Annotated in this window: 20 protein-coding genes; 13 read left to right on the plus strand and 7 right to left on the minus strand. The window is 35.4% G+C overall.

Features of this window, described 5'->3' with window-relative positions:
* Positions 1-21 precede the first annotated feature (21 nt).
* The 7 genes from mmsA to DES48_RS04215 all read left to right on the plus strand — a co-directional run bounded on the left by mmsA (position 22) and on the right by DES48_RS04215 (position 7,916).
* Complete coding sequence (gene mmsA / locus DES48_RS04185) at positions 22-1,560, plus strand: multiple monosaccharide ABC transporter ATP-binding protein (protein ID WP_113867106.1); 1,539 nt, start codon at positions 22-24, stop codon at positions 1,558-1,560.
* A complete protein-coding gene (gene mmsB / locus DES48_RS04190; protein WP_113867107.1) occupies positions 1,557-2,720 on the plus strand; it encodes a multiple monosaccharide ABC transporter permease in 1,164 nt (387 codons plus the stop codon). The genes mmsA and mmsB overlap by 4 nt, the downstream gene beginning before the upstream one ends.
* A 168-nt stretch (positions 2,721-2,888) precedes the next feature.
* Positions 2,889-3,626, plus strand: coding sequence for an NAD-dependent protein deacylase (locus DES48_RS04195; protein ID WP_113867109.1), 738 nt, complete (start codon positions 2,889-2,891; stop codon positions 3,624-3,626).
* A 374-nt stretch (positions 3,627-4,000) separates the two neighbouring features.
* Entirely contained in the window at positions 4,001-5,341 is a 1,341-nt protein-coding gene (locus tag DES48_RS04200) for an ABC transporter substrate-binding protein (RefSeq protein WP_113867111.1), read from the plus strand.
* A gap of 85 nt (positions 5,342-5,426) precedes the next feature.
* The gene (locus DES48_RS04205; protein WP_113867113.1) at positions 5,427-6,371 is read left to right on the plus strand and encodes a carbohydrate ABC transporter permease; all 945 of its coding nucleotides are present in this window, start codon (positions 5,427-5,429) and stop codon (positions 6,369-6,371) included.
* Positions 6,371-7,213 carry a carbohydrate ABC transporter permease gene (locus DES48_RS04210; RefSeq protein ID WP_113867115.1) on the plus strand — a complete coding sequence of 281 codons (843 nt, stop codon included), beginning with the start codon at positions 6,371-6,373 and terminating at the stop codon, positions 7,211-7,213. Before DES48_RS04205 ends, DES48_RS04210 begins: the two co-directional genes overlap by 1 nt.
* Positions 7,214-7,304: 91 nt before the next feature.
* Positions 7,305-7,916 (plus strand): YesL family protein, encoded by a 612-nt coding sequence (locus tag DES48_RS04215; RefSeq protein ID WP_113867117.1) that lies wholly within the window; start codon positions 7,305-7,307, stop codon positions 7,914-7,916.
* Between the two features lie 35 nt (positions 7,917-7,951).
* On the opposite strand, the gene DES48_RS04220 is transcribed toward DES48_RS04215, so the two are convergent.
* The gene (locus DES48_RS04220; protein ID WP_113867119.1) at positions 7,952-8,353 is read right to left on the minus strand and encodes a secondary thiamine-phosphate synthase enzyme YjbQ; all 402 of its coding nucleotides are present in this window, start codon (positions 8,351-8,353) and stop codon (positions 7,952-7,954) included.
* A 106-nt stretch (positions 8,354-8,459) separates the two neighbouring features.
* On the opposite strand from DES48_RS04220, the gene DES48_RS04225 reads away from it, so the two are divergent.
* The 3 genes from DES48_RS04225 (at position 8,460) to DES48_RS04235 (ending at position 10,381) form a co-directional block, all read left to right on the plus strand.
* Positions 8,460-8,840: a RidA family protein gene (locus DES48_RS04225; RefSeq protein ID WP_113867121.1), complete on the plus strand. Its 381-nt coding sequence runs from the start codon at positions 8,460-8,462 to the stop codon at positions 8,838-8,840.
* A gap of 254 nt (positions 8,841-9,094) precedes the next feature.
* Entirely contained in the window at positions 9,095-10,003 is a 909-nt protein-coding gene (locus DES48_RS04230; RefSeq protein WP_079710478.1) for a DUF1002 domain-containing protein, read from the plus strand.
* Between the two features lie 33 nt (positions 10,004-10,036).
* On the plus strand, positions 10,037-10,381 hold the full coding sequence (locus DES48_RS04235) for a hypothetical protein (RefSeq protein WP_113867123.1): 345 nt from the start codon (positions 10,037-10,039) through the stop codon (positions 10,379-10,381).
* 44 nt (positions 10,382-10,425) lie between these two features.
* Here the strand turns inward: DES48_RS04235 and DES48_RS04240 are convergent, their stop codons facing one another.
* The 5 genes from DES48_RS04240 to DES48_RS04260 form a co-directional block, all read right to left on the minus strand.
* Positions 10,426-11,649: an MFS transporter gene (locus DES48_RS04240; protein ID WP_211318469.1), complete on the minus strand. Its 1,224-nt coding sequence runs from the start codon at positions 11,647-11,649 to the stop codon at positions 10,426-10,428.
* Between the two features lie 150 nt (positions 11,650-11,799).
* Positions 11,800-12,597 (minus strand): phosphonate ABC transporter, permease protein PhnE, encoded by a 798-nt coding sequence (gene phnE / locus DES48_RS04245; RefSeq protein WP_113867125.1) that lies wholly within the window; start codon positions 12,595-12,597, stop codon positions 11,800-11,802.
* Positions 12,597-13,400 (minus strand): phosphonate ABC transporter, permease protein PhnE, encoded by an 804-nt coding sequence (gene phnE / locus DES48_RS04250; protein WP_113867127.1) that lies wholly within the window; start codon positions 13,398-13,400, stop codon positions 12,597-12,599. Before phnE (DES48_RS04250) ends, phnE (DES48_RS04245) begins: the two co-directional genes overlap by 1 nt.
* Positions 13,387-14,169, minus strand: coding sequence for a phosphonate ABC transporter ATP-binding protein (gene phnC, locus DES48_RS04255; protein WP_079710482.1), 783 nt, complete (start codon positions 14,167-14,169; stop codon positions 13,387-13,389). Before phnC ends, phnE (DES48_RS04250) begins: the two co-directional genes overlap by 14 nt.
* 109 nt (positions 14,170-14,278) lie before the next feature.
* Positions 14,279-15,181 carry a phosphate/phosphite/phosphonate ABC transporter substrate-binding protein gene (locus DES48_RS04260; RefSeq protein WP_113867129.1) on the minus strand — a complete coding sequence of 301 codons (903 nt, stop codon included), beginning with the start codon at positions 15,179-15,181 and terminating at the stop codon, positions 14,279-14,281.
* Positions 15,182-15,581: 400 nt separating this feature from the next.
* Here DES48_RS04260 and helD point away from each other — a divergent pair, with 400 nt between their 5' ends.
* The gene (gene helD / locus DES48_RS04265) at positions 15,582-17,924 is read left to right on the plus strand and encodes an RNA polymerase recycling motor HelD (RefSeq protein WP_113867131.1); all 2,343 of its coding nucleotides are present in this window, start codon (positions 15,582-15,584) and stop codon (positions 17,922-17,924) included.
* Between the two features lie 67 nt (positions 17,925-17,991).
* Here helD and zupT read toward each other — a convergent pair whose 3' ends face one another.
* Complete coding sequence (gene zupT, locus DES48_RS04270) at positions 17,992-18,798, minus strand: zinc transporter ZupT (protein WP_079710485.1); 807 nt, start codon at positions 18,796-18,798, stop codon at positions 17,992-17,994.
* Between the two features lie 171 nt (positions 18,799-18,969).
* On the opposite strand from zupT, the gene DES48_RS04275 reads away from it, so the two are divergent.
* Together DES48_RS04275 and DES48_RS04280 are read left to right on the plus strand one after the other, a co-directional pair.
* Entirely contained in the window at positions 18,970-19,437 is a 468-nt protein-coding gene (locus tag DES48_RS04275) for an NUDIX hydrolase (RefSeq protein WP_113867133.1), read from the plus strand.
* Positions 19,438-19,513: 76 nt separating this feature from the next.
* Positions 19,514-20,488, plus strand: coding sequence for a ring-cleaving dioxygenase (locus DES48_RS04280; protein ID WP_079710487.1), 975 nt, complete (start codon positions 19,514-19,516; stop codon positions 20,486-20,488).
* Positions 20,489-20,566: the final 78 nt, after the last annotated feature.

The raw sequence follows: 20,566 nt of genomic DNA on the forward strand, positions 1-20,566 counted from the left end.
CACAAAAAAGGTGTGATCGTAATGAATCAATTTGTGTTAGAAATGAAGAATATTACAAAAGAATTTCCCGGAGTTAAAGCACTAGATAATGTGAATTTACAAGTTGGCAAAGGAGAAATTCATGCATTAGTTGGAGAAAACGGTGCTGGAAAATCTACATTAATGAAAGTGCTGAGTGGCGTGCATCCGATAGGCACTTATACTGGGGATATTTACTTTGATAGCAATAAATGTTCGTTCAAAGATATTAATGATAGTGAAGCGTTAGGTATCGTTATCATTCATCAAGAATTAGCTTTGGTACCTGAATTATCGATAGCAGAGAATGTTTATCTAGGCAATGAACAAGCAACAAAAGGAATTATTGATTGGGCAAAAACCAAAAAAGCTACAGAAAAATTAATAGAAGCTGTTGGTATGAAAGCATCTGTTAATGATCTGGTTAAAGACGTAGGTGTGGGACAACAACAATTAGTAGAGATTGCTAAGGCACTATCGAAAGATGTAAAACTACTTATTTTAGATGAACCGACAGCAGCGTTAAATGAAACAGAGAGTGAGAATTTATTAAAACTACTAAATACATTTAGAGAGCAAGGAATTACTTCAATTTTAATTTCTCATAAACTAAAAGAAGTATTAAAGATTGCGGATAATGTGACCATTTTGCGAGATGGTCAGACGATAGAGACCTTATCATTGCAACAAACACTCATAAATGAGGAGCGAATCATTAAAAGTATGGTAGGGAGGGACTTGAAAAACCTCTATCCAATTAGAAAACCTATCATAGGTGAAAAAGTAATAGAGATAAAAGATTGGACAGTTTATCATCCGCAACTGCCTGACAAAAAGATCATTAATGGTGCTAACTTGCATTTGCGGGCAGGTGAAATTGTTGGTATTGCTGGTTTAATGGGAGCAGGAAGAACGGAGTTAGTTATGAGTATCTTTGGTAAATCTTATGGTAAGCGAATCACAGGAAAAATTTCAAAAAACGGTAAAGAAATCACAGTGAATAATGTAGGAGACGCCATTCATCATGGATTTGCATACGTTTCGGAAGATAGAAAAGAATACGGTCTTATTCTGCAAGATAGTGTGAAAAAGAATATAACGCTGGCAAATTTGAAAGGAATTTCTAATAAGTTAGTAGTAAATCCTTATGAAGAAGTAGAAGTAGCGCAAAGGTATAAAGAACAATTAAACATTAAAATGCCAAGTATTGATCAACAAGTTGTTAATTTAAGTGGTGGAAATCAACAAAAAGTAGTACTTGGCAAATGGATGTTTACCGAACCTGAAATATTAATATTAGATGAACCAACACGCGGTATTGATGTTGGGGCTAAAAATGAAATTTACAAAATTATTAATGATCTTGCCAATCATGGTAAAAGTATTTTGATGGTTTCATCTGAACTCCCCGAACTACTCGGGATATGTGACCGGATCTATACTCTATCGGATGGTTTGATTACAGGCGAATTTTTAAAAGAAGATGCCAATCAAGAAACACTAATGGCTTCAATGACTGATAATAGGAGGGCGCATGTATGAATCAAATAAAACTTATAATTAATCAAAATATTAGAAAGTTTGGAATGATCATTGCTTTAGTAGGAATCGCTTTATTATTTCAAATAATAACAAGCGGTATCTTGCTTACGCCATTAAACGTTACTAATATCATTATGCAAAATAGTTATATTATTATCTTAGGGATTGGTATGGCGCTTGTCATTATTACTGGAGAAATCGATTTATCGGTTGGCTCTGTGGCTGCCTTTATCGGAGCAATATCAGCCATGCTAATGATTAATTATAATATACCAGTGCTAGTAGCCATTGCGCTTTCCCTCTTAGTAGGAGCAATTATTGGTGCTTGGCATGGCTTCTGGGTAGCTTATGTAAATGTACCAGCCTTTATTGTGACATTAGCTGGCATGTTGTTGTTTCGCGGCTTGACGCTAATTGTTTTAGGTGGTAAAACATTAGCACCTTTTCCAGATGGATTTCGAACGATAAGTTCAGATTTTTTACCTGATTACTTTTCAAATGGAAATGTCCACTTGCTAACAATGATTATTGGTATTGCAGCTATTGTGCTATATATACTTAATGAGTGTAGACTGAGAAAAAATGAGAGTAAATATAATCTAAACCAAACTACTTTTACTACGTTTATGGTGAAAAATATTGTTATCTCTGCGATTATATTTATTTTCACATACATTCTTGCTATTTATGCTGGAATTCCGTATGTCCTATTAATCTTGCTTGCTTTAATTATAGGCTATTCTTTCTTCATGAATAAAACAGTTAATGGACGTCATATTTATGCGGTAGGTGGTAACAAAAGCGCGGCCCAGCTCTCGGGTATAAAAACAAGAAAAGTGACCTTCTGGGTTTTTGTGAACATGGGTGTGCTCGCGGCGTTAGCCGGGTTAGTCTTTGCTGGAAGATTAAATGCGGCCACTCCACAAGCGGGTGAATTATTTGAATTGGATGCAATCGCGGCTGCTGTCATTGGTGGCGCCTCCCTGTCTGGTGGGGTAGGAACGGTAGCTGGTGCAGTTATTGGTGCTTTAATCATGGGGATATTAAACAATGGAATGTCTTTAATGGGAGTAGGAATAGATTGGCAACAAGCAGTGAAAGGTTTAGTATTATTAAGTGCAGTAGCGTTCGACATTATTAACAAAAACAAAGCTTCTTAACATAATTTTGATTAGGTAGTAGAAAGCTTCGTTCATCCATTTTAAGATGATCGGAGCTATTTTTAATTAAAAGACTAAAGATCATGTTAAACAAAGCTCTCGATAAGAATTACTTGGAGATAAGGTTTAAGGATGTGGTAAAATTGTCCGAAGAGGAGGTTTGTGTAAATGACTGTAATAGAGAAGATAACTGAAAAAATTGCAACATCCCAAAACATAACCATTCTTACTGGAGCGGGAGTTTCAACTGCTAGCGGCATCCCTGATTTTCGATCAACAAATGGATTGTGGGCAGAAGATGAATCAAGAGAATACTATATTTCACGATCATACTTTTTTGCTAATCCAGAAGACTTCTGGCACAAATATAAACAAATTTTTCGGGTGAAATTGTTGAAAGACTATGAACCTAACCTTGTCCATCGTTTTCTACAAGCGTTAGAAAGGGAGGGTAAAAACATTACGATTATCACGCAAAATGTGGATGGGTTACACGAAAGGGCTGGTAATCAAGCGATTATAGAATATCACGGCAACTTAAATACAGCTACATGTCCATCTTGTGGTGCAACTTATTCCCTAACGCATATTCTTAAGCAGTCAATTCCCACTTGTAATCAGGTCGGTTGTGGAGATATCTTAAAGCCAGATATTGTGCTCTTTGGGGACCCGATAACACAGCATGAGAGGGCGGAACAAGCAATAAGAACTAGTGATTATGTTATGGTAATGGGTACTTCACTATTGGTTTCCCCATTTAATTTATTACCTTCTATCGCCTTCCAGTCCAATATACCAATGGCCTTATTGAATAGAGAGGCGACTCCCTATGATGATATATTTGATTGTATTATACATGATGATTTGCTTAAAATAGTTGAAAATCTGAAGAATGAATTAAAATAGTCTTAGAATGTCAAAAGTCAAGGAGTTATTTTAAATATACGTACAAGATAGATTTGTGATTTTGTGTTTTGTAAAATGTATATTCAAAATACCACGTTGTTAAGAAAAACACTGGTAACCAGTATATAAACAAGCTATCTAATATGCTCTACTATGTGAACCGAAATACATATACGTATAAATTTTATAAATATATAAATATAGTTATTGACAACTAGGCTCTGTAGTGATAATCTTTTATTTAAAGAGGTTATTAAATTTAGTTAATAACCTACGAGTTAGCATATAGCTATCATGCATGATGGTTGGGAACTATCCCTTGTTTTTTTGATTTAATTGAAAGCGCTTTATAAAATGGAGTGGGGGTAAAGAACATGAAAAAAAGTTTGCTTGTTTTTCTATTTGCACTGGTAGCGATCGCATTGGTTGCCTGTGGAGGCGGAGAAGATGGTGCTTCTGGTGAGGCGGAGGAAATAGAAGTAATCGGTGAAGATATCGAAGGGGCGACAGAATTAACGCTTTGGACATTTGCAGGACAGCACATTGATTTTTATCGCGATGCTGCAGAACGATGGAATGAAGAAAATACGGATCGCCCTATTACATTAACAGCAGAAACTTATCCATTAGAACAAATGCATAATAACCTGTTATTAGCTGTTCAATCTGGTCAAGGCGGGCCTGATATAGCAGACATTGAAATCGGTCAATTCCCTAATTTTTTACAAGGTGATATTCCGTTAGAACCGATGAATGAATACGTAGAACCGATATTAGACAATGCCGTGACTTCTAGGTTTGAAAACTATGCCAAAGATGGTAATTATTACGGTCTACCTACTCACGTAGGAGCTACAGTAATGTATTACAATACAGAAATTATGGATGAAGCTGGTGTAGACATTGATTCGATTCAAACTTGGGATGATTTTGTAGCAGCTGGTAAACAAGTAGTGGAAAATACTGATTCCATGATGTGGAATGTAGGGACAGAAGATTGGTTAATGGATTTCTGGCCAATGATTTCTCAACAAGATTCAGATGTATTTAATGAAGATGGGGAACTAATTCTAGATAATCAAACAAACATTGATACATTACAATTCTTGCAAGACGTTGTTTATAAAGACAAGATTGCTGAAGTAACCCCTGGTGGGATGAACCAATCGGAAGAGTTCTATGGTTATTTCTCTGAAGGGGGTGCTGCATCTATTTTAGCGCCACTTTGGTATATGGGAAGATTCACAGATAATATGCCTGATTTAGAAGGCAAAATCGCGATTCGTCCAATGCCAGCTTGGGAAGAAGGCGGTAAGCGATCTGCCGGTATGGGTGGAACAGGTACAGTAGTGACAAAACAATCTGAAAATGTTGACTTAGCTAAAGAGTTTTTAGCATATGCGAAACTTAGTGAAGAAGGAAATATTAAACTTTGGACAGTACTAGGTTTTGATCCACCGCGTTGGGATACTTGGGAAAGTGAAGCTGTGCAAGAAGATAACAAATATTATCAGTTCTTTGGAAATGGTATTTTCGATACGCTTCTTGATGTAAGAGAAGATATTAATGAATTAAATTTTACTCAATATACGCCAGATGTAATAAATGAGTATAATACGAATATAGCACAGCAAACCATTCGAAGTAATGCACAAACACCGCAAGAGGCACTAGAACAGGGAGCAGAAGCTGTTAAAAGTCAAATGAAAGAGTGATTGTAGGCGTTATTATAGAATGAGTTAGGAGGCGGTTCATTGTAACTGTCTCCTAATTAAAAATTAGATCAAAGGGGGTAATTCAGTGCCGTCTCCAGTGCAAGAAACAAACTCGAATGTAAACTTACAGAAAAAACCGAATAAGTTCTTTAAATTTCTAAATTCAAAAAATGTAGTACCTTATATTTTTGTATTTCCATTTTTGATCTCTTTTTTAGTGTTAACGTTATATCCAGCTATTCATGGGATCATTATGAGTTTTCAAAGTATTCTTCCTGGTCAAGTTAATTTTATAGCATTTCAAAACTATGAACGTGTATTTAATCCTACTTTTTATAAAGCACTATTAAATACAAGTACTTATGTCATACTAACGGTTTTAATATTAACGATTGTACCAATGTTATTGGCGATTCTACTAGACTCAAAATTTGTTAAATTTAAAACGTTGTTTAGAGCGTCGATTTTTATCCCTGCTTTAACATCAACTATTGTCGGTGGTATGATTTTTCGTTTAATGTTTAGTGAGACTGATTCATCTGTGGCAAACCAAATTGTCAATCTATTAGGATTTGAATCAGTCGATTGGCGTTATCACGGTTGGTCTGCAATGCTATTGATGGTTATTCTAGCTTCATGGCGTTGGATTGGAGTTAACGTACTTTATTTCTTAGCGCAACTGCAAAGCATATCAGATGAATTATATGAGGCAGCAGATATTGATGGAGCTAGTGCTTTTCAAAAAATGCGTTATATTACGATTCCCCAACTAAAACCAATCATCGTTTTTGTAAGTACGATTACGATTATAAATGGATTTAGAATGTTTGAAGAAAGTTTTGTTTTTTGGGAAACAAGTTCACCAGGAAACATTGGTTTAACAGTTGTAGGTTATATCTACCAACAAGGTATTGGTCAAAACGATATGGGATTCGGCTCTGCAATCGGAGTTGTTTTAATGTTAATTATCTTTGTTATTAGTATTATTTATCTAATAGCAACAGGTACCTTTAAAAGAGGTGAAGAATAATGAAAAAAGAAAAAAACAATATTGGACTAAAACTAGTAGGGAATATTGGCTTTTCATTAATAGCATTAGTCTTTTTGTTTCCTATTATCGGATTACTGATTTCATCTTTTCGTCCATCAGCAGATCTAATGCGAGATGGTATCACCTTTGCTATCGATTTTAGTACATTGAATTTAGATAATTACATGTATATTTTTCAACAAGCACCTTCTTACTGGAGCTGGTATGGTAATAGTTTAATTGTTTCAGGACTTACCATTGCACTTTCCTTATTCTTTTCATCCATGGTCGGCTATGCATTAGCATTGTATGATTTCAAAGGTCGAAACCTTTTCTTTGTGTTAGTATTATTAATTTTGATGATCCCTTTTGAAATTTTAATGCTACCGCTTTATAAAGTAATGGTGGCGACGCAGTTAGTTGATACATACTTTGCAGTTGTACTTCCTTTAATTGTAGCTCCAATTGCTGTTTTCTTTTTTAGACAATATGCGTTAGGTTTACCCAAAGAATTAATGGACGCAGCTAGAATTGATGGAAGTACAGAATACGGTATTTTCTTCAAAATAATGTTTCCTTTGATGGGACCTTCTTTGGCTGCAATGGCCATTTTACAAGGGCTAACAAGTTGGAATAACTTCTTATGGCCATTATTAGTATTGCGTTCGAATGACATGTTTACTCTACCAATCGGTTTAGCTACACTATTAACTCCTTATGGTAATAACTATGATGTGTTAATAGCGGGATCAGTGTTAACTATTATCCCGATCGTCTTGTTATTCATTTTTTTCCAACGTTACTTTGTGGCTGGTTTAACTTCAGGGGGAGTCAAAGGATAAGTAAGAACATGTATGGAAAAACCATAGTTTTCACAAGACTATGGTTTTTTTATGGTAAAATAACATAAACGGAAAAAGGATTGGTTAAGCAATGAATGGGAAAAGCATAACAACAACATTAGACTTAGTTTTTCGATGGATAACTAAATTGGCATTTGTTAATTTATTATGGATATTTTTTTCTTTTGTTGGATTAGGGATTCTAGGTATCTTTCCTGCTACGATAGCGACGTTGGGGGTAGTGAGAAGTTGGTTAAAAGGGAATACAGATGTGAAGATTTGGTCAACTTTTAAACAAATTTATAAACAAGAGTTTAAATATGCCAATACCCTTGGGTTGATATTAGTGATTGCTGGTATATTGCTATATTTTAATTTTATTATCATTCAACAAGCGCAAGGTGAGTTTCCTTTCGTAATACCATTTTTATTTTATTTTGTGTTATTTTTATACTTATGCATTGTTATTTGGTCCTTTCCTTTAACTGCTCATAATTATGCTTCCGTTTTTCAGCAACTCAAAAACGCATTAATTCTTGGTATCACAAAAATACATATTACGATAATCCTAATACTATTATTGTTTTCTATCACATATTTTTCTTTAGATTATCCAGTTTTATTACTATTTTTCACCTTTGGTTTACTAGGATTGGCATGGATGTGGTTTACATTCCGGGTTTTCGTAAAAATATTTAAATAGAAGGATAGCTTAGTAGGCTATCCTTCTTATTTTACCTAATCAGCAATTACCTTCACATGATATTTTCGATTGCGTGGACCATCAAACTCACAGAAATAAACCCCTTGCCATGTGCCTAATATTAGCTTACCGTCTGACAAAATTAACGTCTGAGCGTGTCCTACTGTACTTGTCTTTAAGTGAGCCGCAGTATTTCCTTCCATATGCAAATCTTTCGGATGATTCCATGGATAAACTTCATCTAAACGACGCAAAAAGTCTGTTTTTACATCTGGATCCGCATTTTCATTAACAGTTATGCCGGCTGTAGTATGCATCGATGATACGATGACGATTCCATTTGTTAATTGGTTTTCACGCAACCAACTGCTTAATCCTGACGTAATGTCAATCATTTGATCATGGCTATTTGTTCGTACGCTAAATGTCTTTTCCACTTTCCTTCCATCCTTTCAATAGTAATTTTTTCTATATTTTTATTCTACTAAAAATAGCTTATATGTTAAAATTTTAGTACTTAATGTAACTTGAGGAGGAAAGGGAATGACAAGAAAAGCGATTCAAACAAAGGAAGCACCACAAGCAATTGGTCCATATTCACAAGCAATTGATCTTGGAGATCTCGTCTTGGTATCAGGCCAAATACCGTTAAATCCCAAAACAATGGAAGTTGTTGAAGGAGATATCGAAACACAAACCAATCAAGTGATGCACAATCTTGACGCAATTTTACGTGAAGCGGGATTAACTTTTGAGCATGTAGCAAAATTTACGATTTACATTACGAATATGGATGACTTCGCTAAAATAAATGAAGCATATGCAAAATTCTTAACAGAACCTTTCCCTGCGCGAGCAACAGTGGAAGTAAGTAGCTTGCCTAAAGGGGTAGCTGTTGAAATGGATGTTATTGCTAAAAGATAGCTATGAAGATGATGCAACTAAAACCAACTTGCACAAGGGGTGTTTTGGTTGCTTTATTATTATGTAATAATAGGTGATTATGATTAATTAGCCTTGGGTATAGAGTGAAGATAAAGATGACAAAATTTATAAAAAGAGTAATTCATAATAGCAATTTCCCTAACATAATATAGTAACAATAGAGTTATGTGGTATAATTTAATCTCACATAGTGAATTTTGATAGAATTAGTAAAAAAGGAGAAAGAACATATAATGAAAAGAATCCAATTACTTGTTGTCGCGATTATTATTGCTGTTTTAGGCTTTTCTTCTCAAGTCTTCGCTAGCACCGGGGATAATGAGGGAAGTATTAATGAAAAAAACGGTCTTCCGCGAGTAGTTTATGGTGATGCGTTATCAGAAGCTCAAAAAGAGCAAGTAAGAGAATTATTAGATGTTACTGATGTCAATTCTATTACGGAATATACGGTTACCGGTGAGGACTTAGCTAACTATATTGGTGGCGATCCGAGTTCAAACATGTATTCTTCCGCCAAAATTACGAAAAAAAATGATGGATTCGGTTTAGTTATTAACATTGTCAATGATGAAAATATAACCGAAGTAACGAAGGAAATGTATGCGAATGCGTTGTTGACAGCAGGGGTTGAAAATGCTGAGGTAGATGTTGCTTCTCCTGTGAAAGTTAGTGGTCACTCTGCATTAACAGGCATTTATAAAGCATTTAACGTCGATGGTGAATCTTTGAATCAAGATCGAATGGAAGTTGCCAATGAAGAATTAGAAATAGCTACTGATCTTGCTACAGAAGAAGGGGTAGACCAACAGAAAGTTAGTGAATTATTAACGGAAATAAAGCAAAAAATTGCAGAACAAGATCCAGTTTCAAAAGAAGAAGTGGAACAAATTGTGCAAGAGCAAATTGATCGGTTGAACATTAATCTTAGTCAAGAAGACATAGATGCATTAATTAATCTGTTTGATAAAATGCGTAATATTAATATTGACTTTGATAATGTGACAAGCCAATTAGAGGATATTGCAAGTGATATAAAAAATAAAATATCAGATGTAACAAGTGACCCGGGTTTTTGGGAAGGAGTTAAGAACTTTTTTGTTCGTCTCATCGATGGTTTGAAAAATATCTTTGCTTCAGAATAGTCTCTTTCGCCGGCTAGTTGGGGGTGATGAAAAATGAAAATTTTTCGATATATAGTAATTATTCTATCCGTCGTCTTAATTGGCATAATGAGTTACTTTGGGGTTATTTTATATCAAGATTTTACGGCGGTTGATAGTAACCAATCTCAGGTAAAAGATGAAGAGCAGACCGAGCAAGGTGATAGTGAAGAAACGCAACAAGTGACCGAATTATCTGAAGAGAAGTTTGAAAATAGTGAAGCTGAAAATCTCAATCCTTTTGGAGATTCAACCCCTCAACAACAATTAACCGATAAAGATTATCAGAATTACATTCATCAAATGTCGCACCAACAAGTCGAAGCAGAAGAAAAAGCATTTATTAATAGAAAAGAATAAACAAAAACACGTGCTAATCCCTAGACCTGCACGTGTTTTTAATGTTAGCTAGAATATTTTTTGGTAAGTTGGAACCGCTGTTGTCTTGCTAAGTATAATGCTAACCCGCAGAAAAACAGCAGTAGGCTTGTGACAATGAACACCGAGCTGTATCCAAATCCACCTGCTAAATATCCACCTAAGATTGGTCCGATTACATTACCGAAGAAGCGTAAACTTGTGTTATATCCCAATACTTCACCTTGCATAGCGATTGGTGCTTCTTGTCTAATATACGCTACCCGGACAGGGATAATACCGCCAATGGTTAAGCCTAACAAAAATCGTAGTACCACAAGCTGCCATATATTTGAGACAAATCCACCTGGGAAATAAAAAATAGCTGCACAAAATAATAGGATAGTTAATATTTTTATATAGCCAACACGATCAGCAATTTTTCCCCAATTCCTCGCCATTAATAAATTTCCTAAACCAGCAGCGGAAAAAGTAATGCCGGAGAATAAGGCAATATTTTCTTGACCGTGTAAATCACTAACATATAGAGAGAGAATAGGTTGGATACTGAAGTTAGCAATTTGAATAAATATCGATACGAGCATTACCATTACTAACATAGGATGTCGGATAATATGTGCAAGCACTTCTTTACTTGTAAAGCTTGAAGGTTGCCCAGCTTCAACAAGGGTCGCTTTCTCTTTGACCCCTATCAGCACTAAAACACTTGAAATAACTAGTATAATGGATAACCAGCGAAAACTAGTAGCATATCCGATGGTATCAGCGATTATTCCTCCGAATAATGGCCCCATTAATGTTCCAGTAACACTACCTGTTTGGAGTGTTCCTAACACTTTGCCAGCAATCTTTTTCGGTGTCTGCGTAGAGATTAATGCTTGCGACATGGAAATAAATCCGGTAAAAATCCCCATAAATAGTCGTAAGAAAAATAATTGCCAGACAGACGTAACAAACCCCATTAGAAGTATGCTGATTCCTAAACCAAAAGCTAAGATAACTAGAATGTTTTTTCGTCCATAGCGATCACCAATTTTCCCCCAAATAGGAGAAAAAATAAAAGCAGCAACATAAGTTACTCCAAATGTTAATCCAGACCAATTTTGTACAAAGGAATCGGAGAAATCTCCTAACGTTTCGATGTAAAGCGATAGAAAAGGTAATACCATTGTGATACTACCAGCAATAAAAAAGTTAGTTATCCACATAATAAACAGATTTTGATTAATGGAACTATTATCTTGATTCATTCAAAACACTTCTTTCGGTGTGCGTATATTTCGGTTCACTAAATATATATCATAGCTCAATAATTCTTATTTTTAAAGTGTTTTGCAAAAAAATGAACCAAGAAAAAAACCAATGGCTACCCATCAGCGCCATTGGTTTTCAATAGTAACTTAAACAAGTCTTTTTCGGATAAAGCTAGAAATTTGATCAATGATCGTAACTACGACAATGATAACAAGTAAAATCATACCAACTTCTTCCCAATTACGGTTTAAGTAAGCGAAAGTGATTAGTGTACCAATACCACCCGCACCAACAACACCTAAAACAGAAGAAGCGCGAACATCGATTTCAAATCGATAAATCGCATAAGATAGGAATTCAGGTAGAACTTGTGGGAAAATACCATAAAATAGAATTTGTAGTTTATTCGCTCCGCTAGACTCCAATGATTCGATTATTTTCATATCAATTGATTCAATTACTTCGGAATATAGTTTCCCAAGCATTCCAGTAGATCCAACTGAGATAGCTAGTACACCAGCAAATGGATTTGGACCAACAGCAGCTACGAATATAATTGCTAATAGTACTTCAGGAAACGCTCGCACTGCTCCAAGAATCCACATACCAATTTGATTTACAATGCGACTTTTAACAATATTGGATGCACATAAAAATGCTAAAGGAATAGCAATAATAGCAGCTGCTAGTGAGCCAGTATATGCGATAAAAACAGTTTCAATCATTTTCAGCATAATAGAACCAGTTTCTTGGAAAGCAGGATCAAAAAAGCGTGGAATAATTCGGTCAAAGTTTTCAATGGTGCGCATACTAAAGATTTTGGACCATTCAATATTCACACTAGCAAATGTCCACACATAGATAGCGATGATGGCGATTACGCTTATCAGACGCTTTACTAATTTAAGATTATTTTTTGGTTTGGCGGGGATATTCGCTTTCATTATACAAGCCCCTCCCTTAATTTACTACTAATGTAATCGATGATTACCACAACAACAAAAATAATAATTACAATGGTCATAACAGCAGGATAATTCAAGAAGTTAATTTGCGTGTTAATGAGCTGGCCGACACCACCAGCCCCAACTAATCCTAACACTACGGAAGCGCGAATGTTTACTTCAAATACGTACAAACCAAATGAAATGAATTGCGGTAATACTTGTGGAACCACAGCATACCAGATAATTTGCAATGTATTACCACCAGAAGCTTTTATCGCCTCAGATGGATTCATATCTATCGATTCAATTGTTTCACTCATTAATTTCACTAATATACCGATAGCAAAGATAATAAGAGCGATAATACCAGAAAATACACCAATTCCAAATAGCCCGACAAATACCACAGCAAGTACAATATCTGGAACTGTACGAATAATGTTTAAGATAAATCGCATGGTATTATATAAATATTTATTCGTCGTAATATTTCTAGCTGTTAATAGGCAGAAAGGGATGCTAATTAACGTCGCTATAGTACTGGATATAATCGCCATATGGATAGTTTCAAACAATTTACTCCAAACTTGTTGCGCATAACTCCAGTCTGGTGGAAAAAACCTTCCAACTAATTCTGTAACATTACCAATCTTTAAGAAAAAGTTTACGATAAATGATTCAGTTTGGATGGAACTAATCAGATAAAAACCAATAATCCCAACCAGGGCGAGTGTAATGGTTAGCTTTGTTTTCGTAGGATATAAGCTTTTAGGAACATATTTTTCATTAGGATTCGACATCTTCCTTGCCTCCTCGCATATCCTCTTCACGAATGGAGCGACCATAGATTTCTTCAAATGTGCCTTCGTTCACCTTTGAGGCTGGGCCATCATAAACAACTTCACCATCTCGCATACCAATGATACGATCAGCATATTCCATCGCCATATCGATAAAGTGAAGGTTAACAATGGTTGTAATGTTATCTTCACGATTAATTTGCTTCAAATAAGTCATTACTTGATGGGAAGTAGGTGGATCAAGACTTGCTACTGGTTCATCGGCAAGAATAACATTTGGTTGTTGGGTTAGCACGCGTGCAATACTAACACGCTGTTGTTGCCCACCACTTAATTCATCCGCTCGACTATACAATTTATTTTCAATATTTACACGTTTTAAATTTTCGTAAGCTAGTTCTATATCTTCTGTCGGATACATATTAAAAATACTTCTTAATGTACTTGTATAACCGAGACGACCTGCGATGACATTTTTAAGTACGGTTGAACGATGGACTAAATTATAACTTTGGAAGATCATGCCTATTTTTTTACGTAATTCCCGCAAATCTCTTCCTTTATATTGGAGTATGTCTTCGCCTTCTACATGTAACTCGCCGGCTGTAGGTGTTACTAATCGGTTAATACTTCGAATAAAAGTAGATTTACCTGCTCCAGACAAGCCAACAATAACGACAAATTCCCCTTTGTTAATTTTAATGTTAATATTTTTAAGCCCCTGCGTACCGTTAGGATAGGTAAGAGAAAGATTTTTAAATTCTATCATAATTAAAACCTCGCCATTTTCTATTTAGAATTTGTATGTAACATTGGAAAACAGGAGAGAATCTTAGTTCTCTCCTGTAGAACAACAGCATATTTAATTGTACGTTAAATTACATATCATCGATGGAAATGTCATCACTGAACATTTCATATGTTTCACGAACCACATCATATTCGCTATCCTCAGCTTCGATGATCGCATCCCAATTGTATACTTCATTCATGATTTTGATCATTTCCTCATCATTATTAAAGCTTAGGAATGTATCTTTAATTTTTTGTTGTAATTCATCGTCTAATTCTTTTGTAACAGAGATTGTATCATTAGGGATTTCATCTGTGTATTGTAAAACTTTAAGTTTGTCCATGATATCTGGATATTCTTCCTTTAAATCAGAACGAACATCATCAAATGTAGTCGCTACGTCTGCTTCACCATTGTAAACAGCTATTGCAGAGTTGTCATGACCACCTGTTTGAACAGAATCACCAAAGAATTCAGTTTCCGGATCACTCACATCGAATTTATTAGCGATTTGTGCTGCAGGGAATAAGTATCCGCTAGTAGACGTAGGATCGCCGTACGCCCAAGTTTTACCTTCTAAGTCAGCAAGGCTTTTGATACCAGAATCAGCTTGAACAAGATATTGTGCTTTGTATGTACCGCTACCGTAACGTTCAGACTTAAGAATTACTTCGACACCATGTTCTTGGTTTGCTAAAACATAACCAAAAGCAGGAATGAAACCAATTTGTACTTCGTTCGTACCCATTGCTTCAACTAAAGCAGTGTAGTTAGTCATTACTCGACCTTCAACTTCTTTGCCTATTTCTTCACCAAGTTTATCAGCAAGTGGTTGAACAGTATCTGCAATTGTTTCAGAGTCTTGAGATGGAACAAATCCGATCACTAATTTATCTGGATTTCCCTCGCTACCGTTACTAGAGCCACATGCCGCTAAAACTGAAACAGCCATTACTGCGACAAAAATGCTAGCAAATATTTTTTTCATTTCTTATATCCCCCTAATCAATTTTGATTACAGTCCCATTATGCAGGAATTATATAAATTATACTAGATATTTTACATTTTTTTAATAAAAAATTAACGTTTTTTTAAATATTTCAGTTTTGAAAAGTGATAATGTTCGGAATTTGCGATTCATATGTAGAAAAATCATATATAAAGCGGCCGTAAAAAGTGGAAAAACGTTGAAAATACGAATATTGTATAATAACTCAAATCAAAAGGAATTGTTTAAGGTGAATTTACAATCTCCAATTTATGTATAACAAAAAATTGCTAATAACCGTGGATATGTGGCAAGATAGAAATTAGGATACGATGTGAATTGCTCTCGAAAGTGTTAAAATAGATTAAGATGTGTTAGGAATAAAATAGGGGTGAGAACGTGGAACACGGCGACAAAGATTGGGAAAGAGAAGAAAAGCGCTTAGATAGAGTGAAAAACCTAATCAACCATAAATTAGATAAAATTAGAATACATGTCAAAACGTTAAAAGATCGTGTAATCGATATACGAAAAAATTTCTGGGATGATGTGACGGTAAACTTAGATGAGATGGATGATGTCATTGAGACACAAGCAAGCTTAAAGCAACAAGCAGAATTTTTATCTGAGCGTGAACGTAGCCACGGTCAATTATCAAAAGAAGTAGATACATTAGAACGCTTAAATCATTCCCCGTATTTCGGAAGAATTGATTTTAAAGAAGATGGAGAAGCGACAACACAACCAATATATATCGGGATTGCTTCTTTGATGGATGAACGAGACGAGGATTTCCTTATTTATGATTGGCGAGCGCCTATCTCAAGTATGTATTATGATTATCCGCCTGGATTAGCTAAATACGAAGCAGTGGATCAAGAGATAAGCGGTGAAATTACGCTGAAGCGACAATATATTATAAGGCAAGGTCAGTTTAAAGGAATGTTTGATACTGGTCTAACAATAGGGGACCACTTATTACAATCGATGTTAGGTGGCAATGCTTCAACCACAATGAAGAGTATTGTTGCTACCATTCAGCGTGAGCAAAATCAAATTATTCGTAATGAACGTAGCAAATTTTTAGTGGTCCAAGGGGTGGCAGGTAGTGGAAAAACATCTGCTGCTTTGCAACGTGTGGCTTATTTACTTTATCGCTATCGCGAAGAACTATCTTCGGATAATATGATTTTATTTTCACCCAATCCACTCTTCAACAGTTATGTTTCCACTGTATTACCAGAATTGGGCGAAGATAATATGAAGCAAACAACGTTTTATCGATATGTCGACACCTATTTAGGTTATCAATTTGCGGTGGAATCACCATTTGAACAAATGGAATACTATTTAAGTGCAAATAAAGAACAACCACCAGCCCGTATTACAGCCATGCGCTATAAAGCGAGCATAGCATTCAAAAATTTAATTGATCAGTTTTTACAAGATTTACAAGTAGGCGGTATTCAATTTCGTAATATTCGCTTTCGTAGCAAACTAGTTGTTTCCAAGAAACAAATGTGGAATTTCTTTTACGCGCTACCATCTAGTTTATCCATACCTGTTCGCATGGAAAAAATGAAGCATTGGTTAATGGAACAATTAGATGAATTAGAGAAAACGGAAGTAAATGAAGATTGGGTATTAGAAGAGTCCGAGCTACTAGATAAAGCGGATTATTTGGAAGTACACCAACAATTACAGGAAGAAACACCTTTTTCTGAAGATACCTTTATGGATTATGCTAGAGAAGAAGCATTACTACGTAAAAAGGTTATCAAAAATACGTTAAAACCGTTAAGAAAAAAAATTCAACGTCTTTATTTTATCGACGTAAAACAAACCTATTTACAATTATTTAACTACCAATGGTATAAAGCAGAGGCTATTGATCAGCAATTATGGCAACAAATTTGTTCGGAAACAAGAGAAAAAATCCAAGCAAATGCGCTAACATGGGAAGATGCAGTACCATATTTATACTTTGAAAAAAGTATGAAAGGCTTCCGAGTGAATCGAACAATGAAGCATGTAATTATTGATGAAGCACAAGATTATACACCATTCCAATTTGCTTATTTGCGAAAAGTATTTCCAGCTAGTCGGATGACATTATTAGGTGACATTAATCAAGCAATTTATGTTCATGCGTTAGAAGAGGAAAATGTATTAGCTGATCAAAATCACAAAAATTTCGAAAAAATTACATTAACTAGAAGCTATCGTTCAACTAAACCGATCGTAGAATTTACAAGGTCATGGATGCCAGAAGGTGATCAAATTGAAGCATTTAATCGAGATGGTTCACTTCCAGAAGTAATGGAAGTCGATGACTTGGGTGCTGCTGAAGATCGATTATTACACACGATTGAACATTACAAAGCAAAAGGACACGAAACAATTGCGATTATTTGTAAGACATTGCGAGAAAGTGAAGAGGTTTATCACTATTTAAAACAGTACATGGATGTAACACTGCTTGATCCAACGACACATACGTTTCATAAAGGGGTATTAGTGATACCAACATATCTAGCAAAAGGAATTGAGTTTGATGCGGTGCTTCTTTATAATGCTTCTAAGACAAGATATCAGACAGAATTAGAACGAAATCTGTTATATACGGCTTGTACAAGAGCAATGCATGATCTATTTGTCTTATCACTAGGTGAATTGAGTCCGTATATTCAACAAGTACCTAAACAATACTTTAAACATTACAAAATACATGCAACACAGTAACAATAAAAAAGTGTTTCTTTATGAAACGCTTTTTTTGCAACCTTACTATTCATTTTTACTTAAAAAATCAGTGCTCAAACATAATTAAACTAATTGCCATGATAATCATTCCAATTATTAATCCATAGATGGGTATATGTGTTTCGTCATATTGTTTAGCTGCAGGCAATAATTCATCTAAAGAAATAAATACCATAATCCCCGCAACAGCTGCAAACATAATACCGAATAAAACGTCATTTAAAAAAGGTGTTAAAAATAAAAAAGCGACGAGAGCTCCGGCAGGTTCTGATAATCCAGATAAAAAAGATAAGTTAAAGGCCTTTTTCCTACTACCTGTCGCAAAATAAATAGGTACGGCAACGGCAATACCTTCAGGGATGTTGTGAATAGCGATGGCTACAGTGATGGCTATACCTAATTTTGGATCTTCTAATGCGGACGTAAAAGTAGCAATACCTTCAGGGAAATTGTGAATCGCAATGGCAAAAGCAGTGAATGATCCAACTTTAAGTAGTATTGGGTCTTTTGGTGTGGCCTGCTGCATGTCTTCTACTTTTTTTAATTCATGAGGGTTACCTTGTTTAGGGATAAAATTATCGATTAGTGCAATGAAAACCATTCCCCCGAAAAAGCCTGCAAGTGTCAAATAATTACCTGCTAATGGACCAGCAAATTGAATTAAAGGTACTCTAGCTTGTACAATAATTTCAATTAAGGATATATAAATCATAACACCAGCTGAAAGCCCCAAGACAAACGATAAGAATTTTGTGTTTGTTGTTGAACTGAAAAAAGCAAGTAGGCTTCCTATTCCAGTAGCTAGTCCTGCAATAAGTGTTAAACCAAATGCAAATAGAACTGATTGTATCATAGGACGGCACGCTCCAATGTAATTACTGATTTATCTTTATACATTGTATTCGCAAATGGTAAATAAATAAGTACAAATAAGTTGTTTGCTTATTCTTGTGGCTTAAAATGGTAAAATAAAAATGTGAAAGCGTGTAGAAGTTGTTTAAGCATACGTAGGGAGGAATAAGTAATGGATTACATTAGTTATGTGCGTTCTATGGTTGGGCATCAGCCCTTGATTATGGTTGTTAGTGGCGTCGTGGTTTTTAATAAAAATGGTCATGTATTAATGCATTTACGTGCAGATAATCAAACATGGGGATTTCCTGGCGGATACATGGAATTAGGAGAATCAATCGAAGATACAGCTCGACGAGAAGTGTATGAAGAAACGGGACTTCAACTGGGAGAATTATCGTTACTTAGCGTTTACTCTGGAATGGGGAATAAAAAGACCTTAGCTAATGGAGACCAAGTCGAACTTGTGCAACATTGGTTTACCTGTCATGAATATAGTGGGGAGTTAGTAAAGCAAAATGAAGAATCTTTAGATGCAAATTTCTTCTCATTAGAAGCGTTACCGGAAAAGATCTTCGCAAGTCAACAAAAAGTAGTAAATGATTTAAAATCAGATTGGCAACGCCCTATTGTACGTTAAATCAACTATTTATTTTTAATTCGAGATAAAAAACATGTATAATAAGAAAATAACTTACATCAACGGAGGTATAATCATGGAGCTTAAAGGAATTCATCATGTATCAGCAATAACTGCGATCGCAAAACAAAATTATCACTTTTATACAGATATATTAGGGTTGCGATTAGTGAAAAAATCAGTTAATCAAGATGACCCTAGTATGTATCACTTATTTTACGCTGATGAAATTGGACGACCTGGTACAGATCTAACTTTTTTTGAAATCGATCGAGCTGGACACACCTATCAAGGTAATAACAGTATTTCCTTAACAGCGTTACGTGTACCAAGTGATGAAGCACTTCGTTATTGGGAAAACCGCTTTTCAGAAAATAATGTACTCTATCAACCGATTACAGAACAACTTGGTCGGAAAGTACTGTTCTTTCAAGACCCAGAAGACCAACGTCTCATGCTAATTTCCGATCAAAACAATCAAGGGGTCCAAGCAGGTATTCCATGGGATAGAAGTCCTGTTCCGACGCAATATGGAATTACCGGATTAGGTCCAGTAAAATTAACTGTTCCAGATAAAACGCAAACCGAACGTGTGTTAACAGAGGTCATGAATTTTCGTTATAAAGGTAGTTATGAACCGTATATAGCAGGCCAACCAAATGTAGATGTGTATGAAACTGGTCAAGGTGGAACGGGTACTGAAGTACATATTGAGGAGAGGACGGATCTATCAAGAGAAAAGCCAGGTCGAGGTAGTGTTCACCATGTTGCGTTTCGAGTTGCTGATGAGGTGGAACTTTTAGCTTGGAGAGATATTGTCCGTAGTGCTAGAATGCCGAATTCAGGCATCGTTGACCGTTATTATTTTAAATCCCTTTATTTTAGAGAACCAAATGGTATTCTTTATGAATTAGCAACTGATGGACCTGGTTTTGCCACAGATGAATCAGTTGAAAAATTGGGAGAGGCGTTGGCCTTACCTCCATTCCTTGAAGACCAACGTGCATCCATCGAAGCAAGACTAGAACCATTAAATACAAAACGCGACTAAAATTTAATTATGTTAGTGTTGCAGGGTGTGTCAATGCTATACTAGCGTTGTCTTTTAAAACAACAGAGGGGGTAGGGG

The organism is Paraliobacillus ryukyuensis, assembly GCF_003315295.1.
Taxonomy (GTDB): Bacteria; Bacillota; Bacilli; order Bacillales; family Amphibacillaceae; genus Paraliobacillus; species Paraliobacillus ryukyuensis.